Source organism: Delftia lacustris (assembly GCF_040267515.1).
GTDB classification, from domain to species: Bacteria; Pseudomonadota; Gammaproteobacteria; order Burkholderiales; family Burkholderiaceae_C; genus Comamonas; species Comamonas tsuruhatensis.
In genome coordinates, this window is sequence record NZ_CP141274.1 from 5624850 (window position 1) to 5646442 (window position 21593).

Annotated in this window: 23 protein-coding genes; 12 read left to right on the forward strand and 11 right to left on the reverse strand. The window is 67.2% G+C overall.

Going from position 1 to position 21593, the window contains the following annotated elements:
* The first annotated feature begins 43 nt into the window (after positions 1-43).
* Genes U6958_RS27215 through U6958_RS27225 form a run of 3 tightly spaced genes read left to right on the forward strand, consistent with a single transcriptional unit; the run spans position 44 to position 2988 of the window.
* Complete coding sequence (locus U6958_RS27215) at positions 44-1006, forward strand: tripartite tricarboxylate transporter substrate binding protein (protein WP_074924158.1); 963 nt, start codon at positions 44-46, stop codon at positions 1004-1006.
* Between the two features lie 20 nt (positions 1007-1026).
* Positions 1027-1872, forward strand: coding sequence for a TauD/TfdA family dioxygenase (locus U6958_RS27220; protein ID WP_016450763.1), 846 nt, complete (start codon positions 1027-1029; stop codon positions 1870-1872).
* A 57-nt stretch (positions 1873-1929) separates the two neighbouring features.
* Positions 1930-2988, forward strand: coding sequence for a 3-keto-5-aminohexanoate cleavage protein (locus U6958_RS27225; RefSeq protein WP_252653118.1), 1059 nt, complete (start codon positions 1930-1932; stop codon positions 2986-2988).
* 4 nt (positions 2989-2992) lie between these two features.
* Here the strand turns inward: U6958_RS27225 and U6958_RS27230 are convergent, their stop codons facing one another.
* From U6958_RS27230 to U6958_RS27250, 5 genes are read right to left on the reverse strand one after another with little or no spacing between them, the layout of a single operon-like run.
* Positions 2993-4075, reverse strand: a complete 1083-nt coding sequence (locus tag U6958_RS27230; protein WP_046240896.1) for an AraC family transcriptional regulator — start codon at positions 4073-4075, stop codon at positions 2993-2995.
* A gap of 12 nt (positions 4076-4087) precedes the next feature.
* Positions 4088-5059 carry a quinone oxidoreductase gene (locus tag U6958_RS27235; RefSeq protein ID WP_074924423.1) on the reverse strand — a complete coding sequence of 324 codons (972 nt, stop codon included), beginning with the start codon at positions 5057-5059 and terminating at the stop codon, positions 4088-4090.
* A 39-nt stretch (positions 5060-5098) separates the two neighbouring features.
* Positions 5099-6067, reverse strand: a complete 969-nt coding sequence (locus U6958_RS27240; protein ID WP_047326123.1) for a tripartite tricarboxylate transporter substrate binding protein — start codon at positions 6065-6067, stop codon at positions 5099-5101.
* Positions 6068-6081: 14 nt separating this feature from the next.
* The gene (locus U6958_RS27245; protein ID WP_350337293.1) at positions 6082-7140 is read right to left on the reverse strand and encodes a 3-keto-5-aminohexanoate cleavage protein; all 1059 of its coding nucleotides are present in this window, start codon (positions 7138-7140) and stop codon (positions 6082-6084) included.
* 29 nt (positions 7141-7169) lie between these two features.
* On the reverse strand, positions 7170-8018 hold the full coding sequence (locus U6958_RS27250) for a TauD/TfdA family dioxygenase (RefSeq protein WP_016454322.1): 849 nt from the start codon (positions 8016-8018) through the stop codon (positions 7170-7172).
* A 162-nt stretch (positions 8019-8180) separates the two neighbouring features.
* Between U6958_RS27250 and U6958_RS27255 the strand changes: the two genes are divergently transcribed.
* From U6958_RS27255 to nirD, 3 genes are all read left to right on the forward strand, one after another.
* Positions 8181-9188, forward strand: a complete 1008-nt coding sequence (locus tag U6958_RS27255; protein ID WP_016450063.1) for an AraC family transcriptional regulator — start codon at positions 8181-8183, stop codon at positions 9186-9188.
* Positions 9189-9439: 251 nt separating this feature from the next.
* Positions 9440-11956 (forward strand): nitrite reductase large subunit NirB, encoded by a 2517-nt coding sequence (nirB, locus tag U6958_RS27260; RefSeq protein ID WP_074923674.1) that lies wholly within the window; start codon positions 9440-9442, stop codon positions 11954-11956.
* A gap of 32 nt (positions 11957-11988) precedes the next feature.
* Entirely contained in the window at positions 11989-12330 is a 342-nt protein-coding gene (nirD, locus tag U6958_RS27265; RefSeq protein WP_047468008.1) for a nitrite reductase small subunit NirD, read from the forward strand.
* A 41-nt stretch (positions 12331-12371) separates the two neighbouring features.
* Here nirD and U6958_RS27270 read toward each other — a convergent pair whose 3' ends face one another.
* A complete protein-coding gene (locus U6958_RS27270) occupies positions 12372-13055 on the reverse strand; it encodes a hypothetical protein (RefSeq protein WP_074923673.1) in 684 nt (227 codons plus the stop codon).
* A gap of 312 nt (positions 13056-13367) precedes the next feature.
* Between U6958_RS27270 and U6958_RS27275 the strand changes: the two genes are divergently transcribed.
* From U6958_RS27275 to U6958_RS27285, 3 genes are read left to right on the forward strand one after another with little or no spacing between them, the layout of a single operon-like run.
* A complete protein-coding gene (locus tag U6958_RS27275; protein WP_350337294.1) occupies positions 13368-13967 on the forward strand; it encodes a hypothetical protein in 600 nt (199 codons plus the stop codon).
* The gene (locus tag U6958_RS27280; RefSeq protein ID WP_046240900.1) at positions 13951-14361 is read left to right on the forward strand and encodes a GNAT family N-acetyltransferase; all 411 of its coding nucleotides are present in this window, start codon (positions 13951-13953) and stop codon (positions 14359-14361) included. Before U6958_RS27275 ends, U6958_RS27280 begins: the two co-directional genes overlap by 17 nt.
* Positions 14362-14386: 25 nt before the next feature.
* Entirely contained in the window at positions 14387-14710 is a 324-nt protein-coding gene (locus U6958_RS27285) for a hypothetical protein (RefSeq protein ID WP_046240901.1), read from the forward strand.
* 121 nt (positions 14711-14831) lie between these two features.
* Here the strand turns inward: U6958_RS27285 and U6958_RS27290 are convergent, their stop codons facing one another.
* Complete coding sequence (locus U6958_RS27290) at positions 14832-15092, reverse strand: hypothetical protein (protein WP_350337295.1); 261 nt, start codon at positions 15090-15092, stop codon at positions 14832-14834.
* Positions 15093-15165: 73 nt separating this feature from the next.
* On the opposite strand from U6958_RS27290, the gene U6958_RS27295 reads away from it, so the two are divergent.
* The 3 genes from U6958_RS27295 (at position 15166) to U6958_RS27305 (ending at position 17346) form a co-directional block, all read left to right on the forward strand.
* A complete protein-coding gene (locus tag U6958_RS27295; RefSeq protein WP_046240902.1) occupies positions 15166-15630 on the forward strand; it encodes a low molecular weight protein-tyrosine-phosphatase in 465 nt (154 codons plus the stop codon).
* Positions 15631-15652: 22 nt separating this feature from the next.
* A complete protein-coding gene (locus U6958_RS27300) occupies positions 15653-16420 on the forward strand; it encodes a hypothetical protein (RefSeq protein ID WP_074923671.1) in 768 nt (255 codons plus the stop codon).
* 248 nt (positions 16421-16668) lie between these two features.
* Positions 16669-17346, forward strand: coding sequence for a hypothetical protein (locus U6958_RS27305; protein ID WP_244160562.1), 678 nt, complete (start codon positions 16669-16671; stop codon positions 17344-17346).
* Positions 17347-17527: 181 nt separating this feature from the next.
* On the opposite strand, the gene U6958_RS27310 is transcribed toward U6958_RS27305, so the two are convergent.
* The 4 genes from U6958_RS27310 to U6958_RS27325 all read right to left on the reverse strand — a co-directional run bounded on the left by U6958_RS27310 (position 17528) and on the right by U6958_RS27325 (position 21513).
* Complete coding sequence (locus U6958_RS27310; RefSeq protein ID WP_074923669.1) at positions 17528-19366, reverse strand: diguanylate cyclase domain-containing protein; 1839 nt, start codon at positions 19364-19366, stop codon at positions 17528-17530.
* Positions 19367-19592: 226 nt separating this feature from the next.
* Positions 19593-20258, reverse strand: coding sequence for an SCO family protein (locus U6958_RS27315; RefSeq protein ID WP_074923668.1), 666 nt, complete (start codon positions 20256-20258; stop codon positions 19593-19595).
* Positions 20259-20381: 123 nt separating this feature from the next.
* The gene (locus tag U6958_RS27320; RefSeq protein WP_046240907.1) at positions 20382-20750 is read right to left on the reverse strand and encodes a DUF2946 family protein; all 369 of its coding nucleotides are present in this window, start codon (positions 20748-20750) and stop codon (positions 20382-20384) included.
* Between the two features lie 25 nt (positions 20751-20775).
* A complete protein-coding gene (locus U6958_RS27325; protein ID WP_244160561.1) occupies positions 20776-21513 on the reverse strand; it encodes a YafY family protein in 738 nt (245 codons plus the stop codon).
* Between the last annotated feature and the right edge of the window lie 80 nt (positions 21514-21593).

Genomic DNA, 21593 nt, shown 5'->3' on the forward strand with positions numbered 1-21593 from the left:
TTTCGATACTGGATGCCAGAACACGGAACAAGGAGACACGGACATGAGACTGCCCCACGCCATCGCCACGCTGCTCGCGGGCTGCGCCATCGCCATCGCCGGCACGGCCTGGAGCCGCCAGCCGCTCAGGCTCATCGTGCCCGCACCGCCGGGCGGCACCATGGACATCGTGGCGCGCGTCGTGGGCCAGCAGCTCGCGTCTGAAACAGGCCAGGCCGTGGTGATAGACAACCGCCCGGGCGCGGGCGGCCTGCTGGGCATGCAGACCCTGCTGCAGGCGCCCGCCGACGGGCAGACGCTGCTGGTGGGCGCAAGCAATCTGCTGGCCGAGATCCCCCATGTGATCAAGATGCCGTTCGATCCGCTCAAGGACCTGGTGCCCCTGGCCTCGCTGGCCCGCTCGGGCGTGGTGCTGGTGGCCGGGGCCAGCCAGCCCGCCCAGGACATGCAGGAGCTGCTCGCGCAGCTCAAGGCACGCAAAGGCCAGACCAGCTTTGCCAGCTACAGCCCCGGCACCGTGTCGCACTACGCCGGCCTGATCCTCAGCGACAAGGCGGGCCTGGACCTGCAGCACGTGGGCTACGCGGGCTCGTCGCCGGCCGTGCAGGCCCTGCTGGGCGGCCAGGTGGACGTCATGTTCGACGGCATGCTGACCTCGGTGCCCCTGATCAGGGCCGGCAAGCTGCGTGCCTACGCGTTTTCCGGCCCCCGGCGTTCGCGCCACCTGCCCCAGGTGCCGACCACCGCCGAACTCGGCTACCCCGAGCTGCAGTTTCGCGGCTGGGTGGGCCTGATCGTGCCGGCCCGCCTGCCGCCCGAAACCATGGAACGCCTGCGCGCCGCCATCGGGAAAGCGGCCAGCGCGCCGGCCGTGCAGCAAAAACTCTCCGACGTGGGGCTGGAGCCCGAGGTGCTCACCGACACCGCCGCACTGCAGCGCGAGACACGCCAGATGTCCGAGCGCAACGCCGGCATCGTGAAGAAATACCAGATCACCGCGAACTGACTTCCAGGGAAACACCGACCATGCAGATCCGACAGATCACCCCCGCCATCGGCGCCGAAATATCCGGCATCCATCTCGGCGATGCCGCACGCGACGCCGCACTGTTCGCGGACATCCGCGCCGCGCTGCTGACCCATCGCGTGCTGTTCTTCCGGGACCAGGACATCACGCGCGCCGAACATGTGGCCTTTGCCAGCCGCTTCGGCCCACTGGAGGACCATCCCGTGGCAGGCAGCGATCCCGAGCACCCTGGCCTGGTGCGCATCTACCGCAGCGACGATCCGCACAGCTACGAAAACACCTGGCACTGCGATGGCCTGTGGCGCCCCAACCCGGCCATGGGCGCGGTGCTGCGCTGCATAGAGTGCCCGCCGATCGGCGGCGACACCATCTGGGTCAACATGGTCAAGGCCTACGAGGAGCTGCCCGAGAGCATCAAGCGCAGCATCGACGGCCTGCGCGCCAAGGCCGGCATAGAGCACACCTTCGGTGCCGTGATGGCGCCCGAGGCGCGCGCTCGGCTGGCCAGCGAGCACCCGCCCGTGGAGCATCCCGTGGTGCGCACCCACCCCGAGACCGGCGAGAAGCTGCTGTTCGTGGGCGCGGGCTTCAGCACCCACTTCGTCAACTACAGCACGCCCGAGAACGTGCGCCACGGCATAGACAAGGCGCCCGGCGCCGCGCTGCTGATGAACTACCTGATCAGCCGCGCCACGATTCCCGAATACCAGGTGCGCTGGTCCTGGAAGCCCGGCGACGTGGCCGTCTGGGACAACCGCAGCACCCAGCACTACGCGCTCAACGACTACTACCCGGCGCCCCGCCGCATGGAGCGCGCGGGCATCGTCGGCGACATCCCGCGCTGAGGCCCTGCACAGACTCTTCCCACACCTACCCCTCACCCCCACCCACCGGAGCGTCCCATGAATTTTCTCGATGGCCACCTGTTCCCCGAAAACCAGCAGCCCCTGATCATCACGGCAGCCCCCTATGCGCCGGGCTGGCTGCCCGGCGATTTCCCCGAAGACATTCCCGTGACCATGGACGAGCAGATCCAGAAGGCCGTGGACTGCTACAACGCCGGCGCCACCGTGCTGCACCTGCATGTGCGCGAGCTGGATGGCAAAGGCAGCAAGCGCCTGTCGAAGTTCAACGAGCTGATCGCCGGCGTGCGTGCGCGTGTGCCCGAGATGATCATCCAGGTGGGCGGATCGATCAGCTTTGCTCCCGAGACGGACGGCGCGGCCGCCAAGTGGCTGTCCGATGACACGCGCCACATGCTGGCCGAGCTGGAGCCCGTGCCCGACCAGGTCACGGTGACCGTCAATACCTCGCAGATGAACGTGACGGAGCAGGCCGAGGACGCGGACTTCAGGGGCACCTCGCGCGAGAATCCCGCCATCTTCGACGCCTACAAGGAGATGACCGTGCCCGCCCAGCCCGGCTGGGCCGAGGAGCACATCCGGCGCCTGTCCGCCGCCGGCATCCAGAGCGCCTTCCAGTGCTACAACATCAACAGCTTCGAGTCGGTGGAGCGGCTCATGCGCCGCGGCATCTACAAGGGCCCGCTGGTGATGAACTGGGTGGCGATCGGCGGCGGCATGGACGCGCCCAGCATCTACAGCCTGGCCCACTTCGTGCGCGCCGTGCCCGACGGCGCCGTGCTCACCGTGGAAAGCAATGTGCGCAACGTGCTGCCCGTGAACATGATGGGCATCGCCATGGGCCTGCACGTGCGCTGCGGCACCGAGGACTGCCTGTGGAACCAGTCGCGCAGCGCCAAGGCCAGCACGGTCTCCCAGATCGAACAGCTGGTGCGCATCGCGCGCGAGTTCGGCCGCCCCATCGCCACGGCGCAACAGGCGCGCGCCATCAGCAAGATTGGCGTGTTCTACGACACCCCCGAAGAGACATTGGCGGCCAACGGCTTCGCGCCCAACCGCAACGGCGGCAACCAGGGATTTCTGCGCAAGACCGCCTGACGCACTAGGCCTCGCCAACCCGTCCCTGCCCCCGCCTGCGCCAGTCCGAGACGCTGGCGCCGAAAGCGGCCCGGAACCAGTGGCAAAAGCCGCTGGGCGCGGCAAACCCCAGCAGGCCCGCCACCTCGCCCAGGGGCTGGCCACCGTCTTGCAGATGGCGCAGCACCAGTTCCCTGCGGAGGGTGTCGAGCAGCGCAGAGAAAGTCTGCCCCTCCGCAAGCAGGCGGCGGTGCAGCGTGCGGCGGTCCATTCCCAGGTGGCGCGCCACCTGCTGGGCCGTGCAGCGGCCGCCCGGCAGCAATGCAATGATCAGCTCCCTGCAGGCCGCCTGCATGCCTTCGCCCCGGCTGCGCAGCGCCTGCTCCAGATGGCTTCGCGCAAAGCGCGCAACGCCCGAGCCCTGCGCCTGGCCGCATTCGCGCAGCAGTTGCAGGTCCGCCAGGCGGCAGACCATGCCGTTGAAAGGCTGGTCAAACAAAGGGGTCACGCCGAAGAAGGCACGGTGGGCCGATGCATCGGCCGGTGCGCGGTGTACGAAGCTGACCTGCTGCGGGCGCCACTGGGCACCGATCAGCTCGCGCAGCACGCGAAACATCACGCCCACCGCCAGCTCCATGGACTGGCGCATGGCCATGCCCGCGATGGGCACCAGGTCCTGGCGCACCAGCACCCCGGAGCCCGCGTCCTCAATGCGTACGAACATGCCTGCACTCAGCAGCTTGAGGTAGCGGCACAGCGTGTCCAGCGCCTGGCGCGGCGTGGGCTCTTGCTGCAGCACAAGGCTGATGGGGCCCAGGTGGGACAGGCTGCGCCGCGCCGCCAGGCGCAGCGCGAAATCCTGCGTTCCCGTGGTGCGCGCGGCCACCTCCAGCAGCTCGCGCACGGCATGGATGGGAATCAGCGTCTCCGGGTCGTCGAGCAGGCGCGCCGACAGTCCCGCCGCGCGCACAAGGACGGCGGGATCATGGCCCAGGCTTTTCACCAGGTCGGCATAGCCATGCAGGCTGGCACTGCGGATAAGGCCGCAGGTGACGGGCCTGCGGCCTGCGGCCGCGGTGCCGATGGCATGGAGCGCAGGGGTCTGCATGGCAGGTCCATTTCAGGGAATCAGCACCGTCGCGCCCGTGGTGCGGCGCGACTCCAGCGCCTGGTGCGCCTGGGCCGCATCGGCCAGCGCAAAGCTTTGCTGGGGCTCGCTGGCGATGCGCCCGGCCAGCACATGGTCGAACAGCTCGCGCGCCATCTCCAGCATGTGGGCGCGCGGCTGGATGTAGTGCACCATCGCGGGCCGCGTCATCCAGATCGAACCCTTGGCGGCCAGCAGCTGGGAGTCCACCACCACCGAGCCCGACGAGGTGCCGTTGCTGACCAGCCGGCCGCGCGGCTGCAGGCAGTCCAGCGAATCCATGAGCGTGTCCTTGCCCACCGAGTCATAGACCACGGGCACGCCCTTGCCGCCCGTGATCTCCATCACGCGGTCCACGATGCGCTCGCGCGAGGTCACGATGACGTGGGCGCAGCCGTTGGCGCGCGCGGCGGCGGCCTTCTCGTCGGTGCTCACCGTGCCGATCATGGTCACGCCCAGGGCACGCGCCCACTGGCAGGCGATCAGCCCCACGCCGCCGGCCGCCGCGTGGTAGAGGATGGTTTCGCCCCCCTGCAGCGGATGGACCTGGCGGAACAGGTACTGCGCCGTCATGCCCTTCATCATCAGCGTGGCCGCCGTGCGGTCGCTGATGCCGTCGGGCAGCGGGATCAGCACATCGGCCGGCATCACGCGCACATCGCTGTAGGCGCCCTGCGGGCCCATCAGGTAGCCCACGCGGTCGCCGGGCCGCACTTCGGTCACGCCCTCCCCCACGGCCTCGACCACGCCCACGGCGTCCGAGCCCAGGCCGTTGGGCAGGGCCAGCGGATAGCGGCCCGTGCGGAAATAGATGTCGATGAAGTTGACGGCGATGAAGCTGTGGCGCACGCGCGCCTGGCCGGGTCCCGGCGCGCCGGCCTCGGCATGCTCCAGCCTGAGCACCTCGGGGCCGCCGGTGGTATGAAAGCGTATGGCCTTTGCCATGGAGTCTCCTTGTGTAGCGCCTGCGTGAGGCGCCCTGCATCAGTTGAGCCGGATGTCGAAGTTCCGGACGATCTCGGCATTGCGGTCGAACTCGGTGCGCAGGTCGGTGGACATCTGCTCCAGCGAGCGATCGCCTTCTACGGGCTCGAAGCCCGTGCCCGCATAGCGTTCGCGCACGGCCTTGCGGGCGTTGACCCGGGCCAGCGCGCCGTGGATCTTCTCCAGCAGCGGGCGCGGCGTCTGCGCCGAGGCGAACACGCCGCTCCAGTTGCTGAAATCCACCTCGGGGTAGCCCAGCTCGGCCAGCGTGGGCACCTGCGGGTAGTCGGGCAGCCGGCTCTTGTAGGCCACGGCCAGCAGCCTGACCTTGCCGCCCGCGATCAGCGGCTTGGAGGTGACCGATCCGTCGAACATCAGCGGGATCTGGTTGCCCATGACCTGGGCCAGCGCGGGGGCCGAGCCAGGGAAGGCCACATGCTCCATGTCCAGGTGGGCCCTTCTGTTGAGGATGGCGCCCGCGTACTGCGAGGCCGTGCCCTGGCTGTACGAGGCGAACGACAGCGTGCCCGGGTGGGCCTTCACGTAGGCGATGGCCTCGGCCCCGTCGCGCGCGGGAAACTGCGGCGAGGCGATGAACAGCATCACCGAGCGCGCCATCTGCGCCACGGGCCGCACGTCCCTCATGGGGTCGAAGCCGACCTTGAGCACATGGGGCACCTCGGTGAGGATGTTGGTCACCGTCACCAGCAGCGTGCTGCCGTCGGCCGGCTGGGACAGCATGTGCTTGACGGCGATGGCGCCACCAGCGCCGGGCCGGTTCTCGACGATGACGGGCTGGCGTATCTCCTGCGCCAGCTGGTCGCTGATGATGCGCGCGAACACATCGATGGTGCCGCCGGGCGGCGCCGGCACGATGAGCCGGACCGGCTTGTCGCCGAAGGCGTGGGCGCCACCGGCCAGCAGCGAGGCGGCCAGGGCGATGGCCGTCCAGAGGGGCATGCGTTGCATCATGGGCTCCCGGTTCAGGCGGCCTTGCGCAGAAATCCCTGCTGGGCGCCGTTGCGGTTGGGCGCGAAGCCGTTGGCCGCCAGCGTCTCGTCCACGGTGCCGTAGAACTGGCCGATCCGGCAGATCTCCCGCGCCTGCTGCGCCGTGGCAATGGGGCGGCCGAACTCGCCTGCGATGCGCACCAGCTGCTCGATCTGCGCCACCGTGCCCATCTTGGCCGTGCGGCGCTGGTTCCAGAGGTTGTCCTCGGTGCCGCAGCGCACATGCAGGCCCATGGCGATGCCCATCATGTTCACGGGCAGCACGTTGAGCACCGAGCTTTCCACGGTGAGCACGGCGCCGTCGGGCACGGCGCGCACGAAGTGGGCCAGGCTGTAGATGCTGGGCGCGTCCATGCCGCCGCCGATCGCCACCCAGTTCATCACCAGCGGGCCCTTGTAGATGCCGCGGCGCATGAGCCGCTCCACCGACTCGAAGCTGTTGATGTTGTAGCACTGGAAGGCGCTCTGGATGCCGGCGGCCGACAGGCGCCGGATGTGCTCCTCGGCCCAGCCGGGCTGGGCGGGCACGGTCATCTCCCTGTAGGCATTGAAGACGGCCGGGTCCTCCATGGAGGTGCCGCGTATGTCGCGCGCATCGAACTGCTCCAGGAAATTCATCTGCGAGGTATTGACGGTCACCGTGACCTGGTCGGGCACGGGCTCCAGCTCGGCCAGCATGTGGCGCGTGTCGTCGGACAGCCACTTGGCGGCCGCGCCGTCCGTCTCGGGAGCAAAGCTGATCGATCCGCCCACCTGGATGATCATCTCGGGCACACGCGCACGCACGCCGGCGATCAGCTCGTTGAACTTCGACAGGCGCTTGCTGCCTTTGCCATCCAGCTCGCGCACATGCAGGTGCAGCACGGTGGCGCCGGCGTTGTAGCAGTCCACGGCCTTCTGGATCTGCTCTTCCATGGTCACGGCGATCTCGCCGGGAAAGTCCGAGGGCAGCCACGAGGGCGCATAGGGCGCGGCCGTGATGATCAGGGGCTGCTGGTTTTCGGGGAACAGGTGGCCGTCGAGAAAGTTCATGGCATGTCTCCTTGTGTCGTGATCGTGGTTCAGAAGGTCGGCGTGCCGACGATGCCCGCGCGCTCCATCTTCCGGTGGCTGGGCGGGTAGTCCATGGCCGCGTAGTGCTGGGTGGCGCGGTTGTCCCAGATCGCCACGCTGCCCGCCCGCCAGCGCCAGCGCACCTGGTACTCGGGGATGGCAGCCTGGCCGATCAGGTACTGCAGCAGGCCGGAGGCGCCCTGCGTGAAGTCCTGGCCCACGCGCACATTGGCGGGCGTATGGAAATTGGTGAAATGCGTGGTGAAGCCGTTCACGAACAGCACCTTCTCGCCGGTCTCGGGATGGGTGCGGACCACGGGATGCTCGGCATCGGGGTACTGGGCCTTGAGCGCCAGCCGCCTTTCGATGGGCATGGCCGCACCGAACGTGCATTCGATGCTGTGGCGCGCGCGCAGCGGCGCGATCAGCGCCTTGACGGCGTCCGGCAGGCGTTCGTAGGCCAGCGCCATGTTGGCCCACAGGGTGTCGCCGCCCACGGGCGGGCATTCCACGCAGTGCAGCACGCAGCCCATGGGCGGCGCCTCGCGCCAGGTGGCGTCGCAGTGCCAGGAATTCTCGTAGCGGTCGTTGGGCTGCTCGGGCGTCCTGTAGATGCGCACCAGGCCCGGATGCTCGGGGTCGCTGCCGGCCACCGGATGGTCCTCCAGCTCGCCGAAGCGCCGCGCAAAGGCCACGTGCTCGGCGCGCGCCAGGCCCTGGTCGCGCAGGAAAAGCACCTTGTGGCGCAGCAGCGCTGCCCGGATCTCCGAGAAAAGCGCGTCGTCGCGCACCGCGTCGGCCAGCCGCACGCCGAGCAATTCGGCGCCGATGGCGCATGTCATGGGCTCTATGCGCATGCCTGTCTCCTGTCATTGTTGTGAAGGCCCGTGGCGGCACGGTCCGCCCGGCGTGGGGCCGGTCTCTGCAATGTAGGAAAACCCGGTTCCGCGGACTATGCAAGCCATGCCATCCTCTTTGCATTTCGTGCCACCAGGCCACGGACTGACAGGAGGGCAAGCATGGTCACCATGGTGCGCGCGGCGGCCTTGACCCATTTTTCGGACGTCATGCGCGAACTGGGCGGCGACCCCGACAAGGCACTGCGCCAGGCCGGCCTGCGGCCCGCGCTGCTGCGCGAGCAGGACCAGCTGATCGACGTGGCCATCGTCGCGCGCCTGCTGGAAGACGCGGCCCAGTCCACGGGCTGCGAGTCCCTGGGCCTGCGCATGGCCCGGCACCGCCAGCTGTCGAGCTTCGGCGCCGTGAGCCTGCTGCTGCAGCACCAGCCCACGCTGCGCCATGCGCTGGACACGCTGGTCGCGCACATGCACCTGGTCAACGAATCGCTGCTGATCCACCTGGAGGATGCAGGGGACATCGTCATCCTGCGCGAGGACTTCGTCCTGCACGGCGCCATGCGCCAGTCCGTGGAACTGGCCATCGGCGTGCTGTGGCGCATGTGCGAGGCATTGCTGCGCGAGCGCTGGCGGCCGCAGGGCGTCAGCTTCAGCCACGCGCCACCGGCCGACCTGTCCGAGCACCGCCGCATGTTCCGCTGCCGCATCACGTTCGGCGCCGAGTTCAACGGCATCGCCTGCCGCGCCGCCGACCTGGACGAGCCCAACCCGCTGGCCGACCCCGCGCTGGCGCGCTATGCGCTGCGGCTGGTGGAGGCCATGCCGGCCCACCGTGCCGCCTCCGTGGGCCATCAGGCGCGCCGGGTCATCTACCTGCTGCTGCCCTCGGGCAACGCCACCTGCGCAGGCGTGGCGCAGGGCATGGGGCGCAGCCTGCGCACGCTGCAGCGCGAACTGGACCGCGAAGGCCTGAGCTTCAGCGAGCTGCTGACCGAAGTGCGCCACGAACTGGCCCTGCGCTACCTGGACCATCCCCACTACAGCGTGGGCCAGGTCGCCGCCATGCTCGGCTATGCCAGCCACAGCGCCTTCACGCGCTGGTTCGCTGCGCAATTCGGTTGCGCGCCCGAGGCCTGGCGCAGCCGCGCGCAGGGACTGCCTCGCGCCTGACGTACCCAGCGTTCCTGGCGCACCTGGCGGACCTGGCGCACTTGATCGCACTTGACGCACCACCACGGCGCACCCCGCCCCTGCGCGGTGCGGCGGGCGCATTGCGGTGCACGCTGTCTGCGCACCAGACAGCGTGCACCACGGGCAGGCACCGCGCAGCGGTGCTGGCACGGCACTTGCATTGGCAGCCCTGACCCGCCGGCCCTGGCCTGCGGCCCGCAAAACACTGGATGCGCAACGCAGGACGCCAGATGAACATCGTTGTGATCGGCCACGGCATGGTGGGCCACAAATTTCTCGAGCAGCTGCATGCCCTGGGCGTGGCAGACGCGAACGTCACTGTGCTGTGCGAGGAGCCGCGCGCCGCCTACGACCGTGTTCACCTGTCGGAATTCTTCTCCGGCAAGAGCGCCGAGGACCTGAGCCTGGTGGCGCCCGGCTTCTTCGAGGCCAGCGGCTTCACGCTGCGCCTGGCGGCCAGGGCGGCAGCCGTGGAGCGGCGCGAGCGCACCGTGACCACGGCCGATGGCGAAGTCATCCCCTACGACAGGCTGGTGCTGGCCACGGGCTCGGCGCCCTTCGTGCCGCCCGTGCCGGGGCGCGACCGGCCGCACTGCTTTGTCTACCGCACCATCGAGGACCTGGAGGCCATGCAGGCATCGGCCGCGCGCTCCAGAACCGGCGTGGTGGTGGGCGGCGGCCTGCTGGGCCTGGAATGCGCCAAGGCCCTGCGCGACCTGGGCCTGGAGACCCATGTGGTCGAGTTCGCCCCGCGCCTGATGGCCGTACAGGTGGACGACGGCGGCGGCCGCGTGCTGCGCAGCAAGATCGAGGACCTGGGCGTGCAGGTGCACACGGGCCGCAATACGCTGGAGATCACCGACGGCGCCACGGCACGCCACCGCATGGTGTTTGCCGACGGCACGCACCTGGAGACGGACATGATCGTCTTCTCCGCCGGCATACGCCCGCGCGACGAGATCGCCCGCCAATGCGCCCTGGCCATAGGCCCGCGCGGCGGCGTGGCCGTGGACGACCATTGCCGCACCAGCGACCGCAGCGTCTACGCCATTGGCGAATGCGCCTCCTGGCGCGAGCAGACCTTCGGCCTGGTGGCACCCGGCTACGACATGGCGCGCGTGGCGGCACGCCACATTGCGGGCGAGGCCGAGGCCGCCTTCGGCGGGGCCGATCTCAGCACCAAGCTCAAGCTCATGGGCGTGGATGTGGCCAGCATCGGCGACGCACAGGGCAAGACGCCGCGCAGCCGCAACTACCAGTTCATCGACGAGCGCAAGCAGGTCTACAAGAAGATCGTGGTCAGCGAGGACGGCCGCCAGCTGCTGGGCGCCGTGCTGGTGGGCAATGCCGATGAGTACGGCACGCTGCTGCAGATGACGCTCAACAGCATCGCGCTGCCCGAAGAGCCCGAGTTCCTCATCCTGCCCTCCAGCGACGGCAAGGCCAGGCCCGGGCTGGGCGTGGACGCCCTGCCCGACACGGCGCAGATCTGCTCGTGCAACAACGTCACCAAGGCGCAGATCTGCGCGGCTGTGGGCGAAGGCGCCTGCACCATGGCCGAGCTCAAGTCCTGCACCCAGGCCGGCGCCACCTGCGGCGGCTGCGTGCCGCTGGCCACCCAGGTCATGAAGGCCGAGATGGCCCGGCGCGGCATGGCCGTCAACAACCATGTCTGCGAGCATTTCCCGCACTCGCGCCAGGAGCTGTACCACTTGGTGCGTGTGGGCGGCATCAAGACCTTCGACGAGCTGCTGCACCGACACGGCAAGGGCCTGGGCTGCGATGTCTGCAAGCCGCTGGCCGCCAGCATCCTGGCCTCGTGCTGGAACGAGTTCGTGCTGCAGCCCCAGCTGGCCAGCCTGCAGGACAGCAACGACTACTACCTGGGCAACATCCAGAAGGACGGCAGCTACTCCGTGGTGCCGCGCATGCCCGGCGGCGAAGTCACGCCGGACGGCCTGATCGCCGTCGGCCAGGTGGCCAAGAAATACGGCCTGTACACCAAGCTCACGGGCGGCGCCCGCGTGGACCTGTTCGGCGCGCGCGTGGAGCAGTTGCCACTGATCTGGGAGGAGCTGATCGCGGCCGGCTTCGAGTCCGGCCATGCCTACGGCAAGTCGCTGCGCACTGTCAAAAGCTGCGTGGGCTCCACCTGGTGCCGCTACGGCGTGGACGACAGCGTGGGCCTGGCCGTGCAGCTGGAAAACCGCTACAAGGGCCTGCGCGCGCCGCACAAGATCAAGTTCGGCGTCTCGGGCTGCACGCGCGAATGCGCCGAGGCCCAGGGCAAGGACGTGGGCGTGATCGCCACCGACAAGGGCTGGAACCTCTACGTCTGCGGCAACGGCGGCATGAAGCCGCGCCATGCCGAGCTGATCGCCTCCGACCTGTCCAAGGACAGGCTGCTGCAGCTCATCGACCGCTTCCTGATGTTCTACGTGCGCACGGCCGACCGCCTGCAGCGCACCAGCACCTGGCGCGAAAACCTGGAAGGCGGCCTGGACTACCTCAAGGACGTGGTGGTCAACGACAGCCTGGGCCTGGGCGCCGAACTCGAGGCCCAGATGCAGCATGTGGTGGACACCTACCAGTGCGAGTGGAAGACCGCCGTCACCACGCCCGAAGTGCGCCAGCGCTTTCGCAGCTTCATCAACAGCGACCAGCCCGACGAGCACATCGTCTTCGTGCAGGAGCGCGGCCAGATCCGCCCGGCGCGCGCCGAGGAGCGCAGCGAGGCCACGGCCTGACACCCCCTAGAGACCCGCGACAAGGACCCGCCATGGCACATGCCTCCCAAGAACACTGGCTGCCCGTTTGCGCCACCCAGGACATCGTCCCCGACACGGGCGTCTGCGCCCTCGTCCAGGGCCGCCATGTGGCGGTCTTTCGCATCGGCGACGACCGCTTCTACGCCATAGACAACGTGGACCCGCGCTGCGGCGCCAGCGTGCTCGCGCGCGGCCTGGTCGGCAGCCTGGGCGAGCGCGTCGTCGTCGCCTCGCCCATCTACAAGCACCACTTCGACCTGGCCACCGGCGAATGCCTGGAAGCGCCCGAACACTCCGTACGCGCGCATGCGGTGCGCAGCGAGAACGGGCAGTTGATGGTGGCGCTGCATTGAGATTCGTGCGGAGCACAGCCGCCCAGGAAGGTCCTGCGTGCCTAGCTTCCCACACCATCCCTGCGCCGTTGCCACGCTGCAAGACCTGCCACGCCGCCCATCAGCGCCAGCAGCGCAGGCCACCCCAGCAGCGGCACCGCCACCGGGCCGGGCTGCGGGGGAATGTAGGGTTGCATGCTCCAGCTGCCTTGGGCAGGCGAAAAAGTGAATCCTGTACCACCATCAAGCACCTGGCTGCACACATTGCCATTCAACAAGACGCATGTGGTGTCCGAATGGTCACCAGCGATGTCCCCCGAGCCTGAGGCGATATTGAAAGCGTCCACCGGCTGGCCTGGGACATGGGGCGCAGCGGGTGAAACCATCGCCAGGTTCCAGGCAGTGATATTGCCGCTGCCATCGGTAGAAACCTTGAAGCGCGGCGGATCACCGATCGAAATACCAGCCAGGATCTGTGCATTGGCCTGCGTATAGGTATTCACGCCGTCGCTGAACGACCAACTGCTGATCGGGTAGGACGTTCCCGGGCCGATGACGATGTCCGTCTGGCTGGCCGGCAGGGACGCAGGCAGGACCATTGAGCCGCTGATGCCCATGGCGGTGGTGTAAGGCGCATGGGCATCGTTGTAGTTGACGCCGGCATAGGTGTACTGGGTATCCGCCAATGCGAGGCCAAGGCCCGAGAAGGAAAGGCACACACTGGCGGCAAGAGCTTTTATTTTCATCAACTTTTCCTTCAGATATCTAATAAAAACAATAAAACAGCCTGAATAAAACAATTACCCAAATCTATTAACTCAAGCACAGACGCCAAAATATATTCTGAAAATTCCAGAGATAACAATTGATTTGCTCAATAAAAAATCAGTCAATTAATGACTGGCGCCCGTTGATACCTTGAGCGTTCAATACACTTTTACGTGCCTGGAAAGTCGGGGCACATGCTTGATGCCTTTGTTGCGCCGTGACCGAAGAATCCGCACTGGCGTGCAAGATGGCGCTGCATTGGATTCGGCACCTGCCCACGGCGCGGCACCATGAAATCCGCCCGACAACGCCCGACCGGCAGGCTCAGGCGTAAAAGGGCAGCAACGCCAGGCACACGAACCCTCATTCTTTGCTTCGGCATCCTGGGCACGCTTGTGTTCGGCGCAGCCTTCGCCCTGTCGTTTTCCTCGCCATTGCTGGCCGAGAGCCTGGGCAAGGAGATCATCTGCATCGAGATCGAGCGCAGGCTGGGCATCCAGCTGGATACGCTGACAGGCTCGCGCATGGCGGACCTGGCCCAGAAGGCGCTGGGCAGGACAGATAGAGAGATCGCCGCAGTGCGGCGCGAGATCGAGGCCGGCATTCCCGACAAGCTGGCTTCGGTCATGACCGACATGCGCCGCGCCGACTGCGAATGCCGCAAGCGCAAGGCCGTCTACGCGCAGCAACGCCAGGCCACCCAGCTGGCATCGCCGATCCAGATGCGCGCCCGGCTGGTGGAACTCATCGAGTCGGCCTACCACCAGACCACGGCCAGCCTGGCCGAAGGCTCTGCCGTGGGCATCGGACAGACGCCTGCCTATGATGGCGCTTTGCCGATCCTCCGATATGCCCCTGGCGTCCTTACCATCCATGAACTACCGCATTGAAGACCACGTCCCCACCGTCCAGGACTACATCCAGATCCGGCTGGCTGCCGGCCTGAGCCGCAAGTCGCCCGAGGCGGCCGCCATCGGCCTGAAAAACGGCCTGTTCAGCGTGATCGTCTATGCCGATGCAACGCCGGTTGGCATAGGCCGCGTGATCGGAGACGGTGGGTGCTTCTTCGAAATCGTGGACATCGCCGTCATCCCCGAGCACCAGAAAAAGGGCCTGGGACACCTCATCATGCAGCGCCTGATGCAGTACATCCACGGCAATGCCCTGCCCACGGCCTATGTCAGCCTCATGGCCGACCACGGCACGCCGGAGTTCTATCGCCGCTATGGGTTCGAACCCTCCCTGCTGCCCAAAAAGGCGGGCATGTCCTTGCGCATTGTTTGACTGCAGAGGCCCGATCAAGACAGAGATGAACAACAAACTGAGAGCAGCGGCAGTGATCGCCGCAGCGTTTTTGGCCGTTGCCTTCCTTGTACCCGCGCCGAAAAGTGTGCCGCTCACCGAGCGCTATCCCGGTCCGTGGAGAACTGATTTCAGCCGAGACATCACCATCGCGCTGGGCAAGAACCAAGCTCTCGGCTGCGTGCAATTCCAATACCGGGAGAGCCGCCTGGATCCAGGCGAGTACCTTGTGTACTGCAATGATCGGGGCATGTGGAGGTCCTATCTGGTCTGGATCCCGTCGCAGAAGATCACCGGGCCGCACATGATTGATGCATCGATTCCGCCGTGATCGAAGAATCCGCACTGGCATGCAAGATGGCGCTGCATTGAGTTCAGCCACGTCCCATGCCGGCGGCGCGGCACCATGAAATCCGCCCGACAGGGCGCCTGCCCGTGCCCGACCTGCGGGCTCAGGCGTACAAGGACAGCAACGCCAGGCACACGATGACCACGATGGCCGCCGTGATGAGCATCACCCTGAAGCCGCCGTCGCTGCTGCGCAGCAACCGCAACTCCAGCAGGGCCGCACCCACCCGGGCCATCCAGAAACAAAGCAGTTCCACCATGGGCGCAGCATAAGCGGCCCGGCAGATCAGGTGCGGGGCGTGGAAAATGCCGGCGAGCGCCTGGGCATCGCAGGCCATCCAGATGTCGTGAAGCCCGTTACCCACAGGGAGATTTATGGAACAGATTCGGGAACAGTCAGCTGACCGCAGGCCAGCCACCAAGAGGAAAAGAATCCTCATGGTCTGCACCGGCAACATCTGCCGCAGCCCCACGGCCCACGGCGTGCTCGAGAAAATGGTGGCCGACGCGGGCCTGGCGGGCCGCATCGAAGTGGACTCCGCAGGCACGCACGGCTACCACGTGGGCGAGGCACCCGACCGCCGCTCCCAGGCCCATGCCGCGCGGCGCGGCTATGACCTTTCGCAGCAGCGCGCGCGGCAGCTGCGGGCCGAGGACTTCACGGCATTCGACCAGGTGCTGGTGATGGATGGCGCCAACGAATCCGCCGCGCGCAGGATCTGCCCCGAGTCCGAATGGCACCGCGTACAGCGGCTGACGGACTTCTGCACCGAGCACTCCGCACGCGAAGTGCCCGACCCCTATTACGGCGGCGACCGGGGTTTCGAGGACGTGCTGGACCTGGTGGAGGACGGCTGCAGGGGGCTGCTGGCCACGCTGGGCATGGCGCCGCAAAAGCGCTGACAAGCCACTGCACTGCGACGATATGCGGGCTCTCATCCTGGTTTTCGGCATCGTGGGCACGGTTCTGTTCGGATCGGCCTTCGTGCTCTCGTTTTCCTCGCCATTGCTGGTCGAGAACCTGGGCAAGGAGATCATCCGCATCGAGATCGAGCACAGGCTGGGCACCCAGCTGGACACGCTGACAGGCTCGCGCATGGCGGACCTGGCCCAGAAAGCGCTTGGCAGGACAGATAGCGAGATCGCCGCAGTGCGGCGCGAGATCGAGGCAGGCATTCCCGACAAGCTGGCTTCGGTCATGACCGACATGCGCCGCGCCGACTGCGAATGCCGCAAGCGCAATGCCGTCTACATGCAGCAGCGCCAAGCCACCCAGCTGGCATCGCTGATCCAGATGCGCGCCCGGCTGGTGGAATTCATCGAGTCGGCCTACCACCAGACCACGGCCAGCCTGGTGCGGGAGTTCAGGGTCTTCACTGCGTCCAATGCGCTGGTGTTTCTGGCCCTGGTGGGCGTGACGGCGCGACGCAGGCGGGCGGGGCTGCAGCTGGCACTGCCCGCCATCGTGCTGGTGACCGTCTCAGCGGTGACTGCCATGCTGTATCTGTTCGCACAGGACTGGCTGCACACCATTGTGTTTGGCAGCTACATCGGCCTGGCCTACATGGCCTATCTGGCCTTTGCCATCGCGCTGCTGTGCGACATCGCATTCAACCGGGCACGCGTGTGCACACGGGCCATCAACGGCCTTGCGTCGTCTTTTGGCTCGGCATTCGAGGTCTTGCCTTGTTGAGCCCACGGCCCCACTTGCCCCGGCACCACGGCCTCCATAGCCCTCCCCACCCGCCACCACAATCCGCCCCTTGCCCGCACGCTTGGCCGCGTGGGCACCGAAGGTGCGCGCATGCTGCTGCAATGGATGCGCGCAGAGGCCGGGGAATCGCCAAGCCTGGATCTGGGTCATGAGCTGGTGGTGCGACAAAGCAATTGACTGGCTGATGCCTGGCTATCCATTCGCATATTGAGATAGAGTTCGGCGGCTTGGCCATTCCCGCCCAAGCCATTCTTCTCCACTGCACCTGTGCAATGGAGATTTTTCATTTCAATCCATCTTCAAAGAACATGAACACCATTGCATTGGGAGGACGCCTGCGACCGCAAGGCCCAATCCGGACTCGCCGGATCATGGCCGCCTTGCTGGCTGCGAGCGCTGTACTGTGTGTGCCGAACGGAGCATCGGCGGCCGAGAACGATGCACTATCTGCCTCTCTGGCTGCATTCGGTGATGCCGCTGCGGCAAGACGCCTGGAGGACCAGATCGCGGATCTTGTGAAAAAGCGCAATCAGGCGGGCATGACCAAGCTGGTGGGGCAGATCGCGCAGAACGATGGGGCTTTCATGGAAAAGATGGACAGCCTGACGCTGGCCAAAAATCGCGTTCCTGATCCTGAAATGGCCAGGATTGCCATGGCCCTCGGCCCTTGCCACCATGCCGGTTTTCTTCTCAGGAAAATGGCCTTCGCCCTTGCCGATGGTCAGGCAAAGCCCATCATTCGCAATGGGGTGATCATGATTGACGGCACGCACATGGACGATATGTATGCCGAGCAAATGTCGCGCTGTGAAAGGCTGGCCAAGCAGCCCATGCGGAAAATCAAGATAGGTTCCATGTGCTCCGTCAATGGCTCGGGCTGCGACGAGGATCCGGATATGGATTGAAGAGGCCGAGCGCTGAAAAGCGAAAGCAAGAAAAGAAAAGGCCGGGTCTGCCGCCCGGCCTTTGGTGACCGCCCCGGCGGTGACTTTTGGTTCGGCATTCAAGGCCTTGCCTTGTTGAGCCCACGGCCTCCTCCGCCCAGACAACTGCCGCAATCACAACGGCGGCATAGCCCCCAAGTCCCTACCCGCCCGCCACCACCACCCTCCCCTTGCCCGCGCGCTTGGCCGCATACATGGCCTCGTCGGCGCGCTGCAGCAGCTGGGTGGTGTTTTCCCGGGCGGAATTGAGGGCGATGCCGATGCTGGCGCCGACCTGGACGGTGGCACCGTTTTCCAGGCGGATGGGCTGGCAGATGGAGGCCAGGCAGCGCTGCATGGCCTGAAGGGCGTCGTTGGCCGAGGCCAGTTCGCCCAGCAGCAGCACGAATTCGTCTCCACCCATGCGGGCCACGCAGTCGGTTTCGCGGGCCTGGGTGGTGAGGCGGCGGGCGACGATGCGCAGCACTTCGTCGCCGGCATCGTGGCCTTCGGTATCGTTGATCTGCTTGAAGCCGTCCAGGTCCATGAAGCAGACGGCCAGTTGCCCCGGTCCGCAGGCCTGGGCCAGTTCGCGCTGCAGCCGGGCCTGCAGTGCGCGGCGGTTGGCCAGGCCGGTCAGCACGTCGTGCAGCGCCTGGTGCTGTGCGGCTTGCTCGTCACGCTTGAGCGCGTCTATGTCCACGAAGACCCAGATCGATTCGCCGTCGGCCAGGCCTGCGCCGCTGACATCGACCCAGAGCAGGCTGCCATCGCTGGTCTTCAGCTGCATCTGGGCATGGCATTTGCCGCTGGAGCGCAGTGCACCATAGGCCAGCTCGCCGGAGCGTTCATAGGTTTCCTCATCCGGGTAGAGGATGCGCGCCGAGGTGCCCTGCAGCTCGCCGGCCGGGCGCTTGAGCATGCGCTGCAGGGCCTGGTTGGTCCACAGCAGCCGGCGCTCGCGCAGGCGGGCGATGCCGATGAGGTCGTTGTCCATGAACAGTTCCTGCTGGCGCAGCAGCTCGGCAAGCCGGATGCGCGCCACGCGCTCGCGCTGCTGCAGCAGGTAGAGGCTGACCGAACCCAGCGCGATCAGTGCCATGCTGAGGCCCGTGAGTGCCCAGGCGCGCCAGGCCGATGCACGCCATGCGGCCAGGTAGCTTTGTGTGCCCAGGCCCGTGAAGACGGTCAGGGGATAGCCGGCCAGCCGCTGGTAGGCCGTGATGCGCTCCACGTCGTCCATCACCGTGGGCGTGATGTACCAGCCGCTGTCCCGGTTGCCGGCCAGGGCATGGTGGTACTCGCTGGAGACCGCAGAGCCGCCAATGCCGGCCACCGACCACGGATCGGCCGCCGAGTAGCGGGCCACCAGCAGGTCCTTGTCCGAGCGCAGCGCAATGGCGCTGTCGGGCCCGAAGGCCTGGCGACGAAACAGCGACTGGAAATGCGTGGCCGAGACCACGGCATAGACGATGCCCTTGAAATCCCCGTCCCCGGACTGCAGCCGGCGTGCCATCACGATGGCCCATTTGTTGAAGGAATGGCTGACCAGCGGATCGGAGATCACCATGCGGTCGGAGTGGCGCGCGCGCTCGAAGTAGCTGCGGTCGGCCACGGAAAACGGGGGCTCTTCCTCGTTGGCCGTCAGCAGCACCTGGCCCTTGGCGTCGGTCACGCGCAGCGCGGTGACGAAGGGCAGCAGGGCACGCTGCTCCTGCAGGATTTCATAGAGGGCGAGGGCCGCCACATCGTCGCCGTCCAGGCCCCGGCTGCGGTAGCGGCCTGCCACGGTGGCCAGTGCGTTGTCCACCAGCCGCATCTCAGCCGTCAGCTCCAGGCTCAGGCTGCGGGCCTGGTTCTGGGTGACAGCCACGCCCAGGTCCAGGTCGGCCTGGTGGTTGGCGCGCAGGCTCAGCCAGGTGGCCAGGCCCAGCAGGCCGGCGACCAGCAGGTTGCCAAGCACCAGGCGCCGCAGCACCTTGTCAGAAAGAAGCGTCTTCATGGCGCCGGGTGTCCCTTTCCGTCTGGCTGGATGAGCGTCCGGGTGGATGGAGCCGCACATTTTTAGCACAAGGACGGGACGATCCAGACAAGGTTTTGACCGATGGCAACGGCGCTCGCGCCGCTGGCGTACCTTCACCTCCGCAAGAATGGTCGCTGCCTGGGCCAGGGCGGGGGCCGCTGCGCAAAGGCCTGTTGCGCCGGCCACCTGAGAAAGTGCAGAGCCGTCATGCAGCCTGCAGGATCTGCCGCAGGTCGGCTGCGCAGTCCTGTGCGTCCTGCTCATGGCGGAACGCCACGCGCAGCCGGCCCTCGGGATCGAAGACATAGGTGATGGCCGAGTGGTCCATGGTGTAGGACGCACCCGTGGGCACCTTCTTGTAGAAGACCTTGAATTCCCTGGCGACCTCGGCCGTCTGCGCCTCGTCACCGCGCAGCGCGACAAAGCCGGGATCGAAGGCGCCCACATAGGCCTTGAGCACCTCGGGCGTATCGCGCTCGGGGTCGATAGTGATGAAGGCCACGGCCAGGCGCTGGCCATCGGGCCCCAGCAGCTGGCGTATTTCCAGGGCGCGCGTCAGCGTCGTGGGGCAGACATCGGGGCATTGGGTGAAGCCGAAAAAGACCATCAGGGCCTGGCCCTTGAAGTCGGCCAGCGTGCGCTCGCGGCCATCGGCATCGCGCAGGCGGAAGTCCCGGCCGTACTGGGCGCCGGTCAGGTCTATGCCCTTGAACGGTACGGCGGCGGGCTTGCAGCCGGCCAGCAGCGCCAGTGCGGCCAGGCCGCCGCCAAGGCAGGCACGGCGAGACAGGGCGACGGAAGCAACGGATGGGCGGGTCGAAGAAAAATCGGCGGCGCGCTGCGGCGCCGCATGGCAATCGGAACGGAACATGGCATCCCTGCGTGGAATCTTGGCGAAGCCGCGCCGCCAAGGCTGCGCCCGGCCGGTGCGGCAATGTTCTGAGACAGGCCAGCGGCCAGACAGCGCGGGACAGCGCTGCAAGCAGCCAAGGGCTCAGGCGATCAACATCAACAAGGGAGGCCCGCGCGGCGGCAGCGGCGCGCCGACCAGGGAGGCAATGCGGGCAGAGACGATGGGCTGCAGCGCGCGGCCCATCGGCTGCAGTTGCGCCCAGGAGGGAGGGATATGCGCCGGCGGCGGCGTCACCGCCAGGCACAGAGGGCAGTCCAGCGAATGCTGGGCAGACACCGCCTGTCCTTCTTCACCGTTGACCACGACCAGCCTGACGCTGCCGCCAGCCGTGCAGACCAGCTCCATGGCCTGGGGGTGCACCAGGGGCGATGCAATGGCCAGGCCCAGCGTCAGCGCGAACCACGCCATGACCAGGCGGGCCAGTGGGACGGAGTTGCGCAGGGCTTGCATGGCTGGGGATTATGGGGGCAGGCCGTCACAGGGCCACGCCGACCTCGTCGCAGGCGGCCCAAAACCGGGCCGGGTCGCGCACCTGAAAACGCTGTCCGCCGCGACGCGCCTGCACGATGCGGTCCAGCCGGAAGGTGCGCACGCCCTCGCGCTCGCAGTCCCAGGCCAGCAGGCACCAGAACGGCCAGGCCAGCAGCAGACATTGCGGCTCCACCACGCGCTCGCTGCGGCGCTGGCGTCCGTCCAGGTAGGTCAAGGCCAGCATCCATTGCTGTGCAAATGCCTGGTAGACGCTGGCGCGCGCCTCCACGCCCTGCGCACGCTCGCGCAGCGAAGCCTGGACTTCGACGGACACCGGCGAGGCCACGCGGATGCGCTGGCGCAGTTGCGCGATATCTGCGCGATCGGCCGGCGCAAAGCAGCGCGCGAACTGGCGGCGCAGTTCGCTATGACGCCCCGCCAGCGACAGGCCCAGGGCTTCCGACAGCGCCAGGGACATCAGCAGCTCCAGTGCGTCGTCACCCCGCAGGGTCACGCGGCCGGAGGGCCAGCGATGGACCACGCGGACACCACCGCCCCTGCCCGAGGAGCTGTCCAGCTCCCAGCCCTGCTGCCTGAGCAACGACAGGTCGCGCGCCAGCGTGCGCTGGCTGACGCCCAGTTCCTCGGACAGCGCCGCCACGCCGTGCACGGCGCCATCGGACAGGCGCTGGGAAAGGGCGTCAAGCCGGGACAGACGGGCGGGCAGCGTGCGCGGTTTCATGGCCGGCATCATGGCGCAATTGACAGCCATTGAATGGCAGCGATGCAGGGACCATGGGCGGCATGTTCAATCCACGGAGA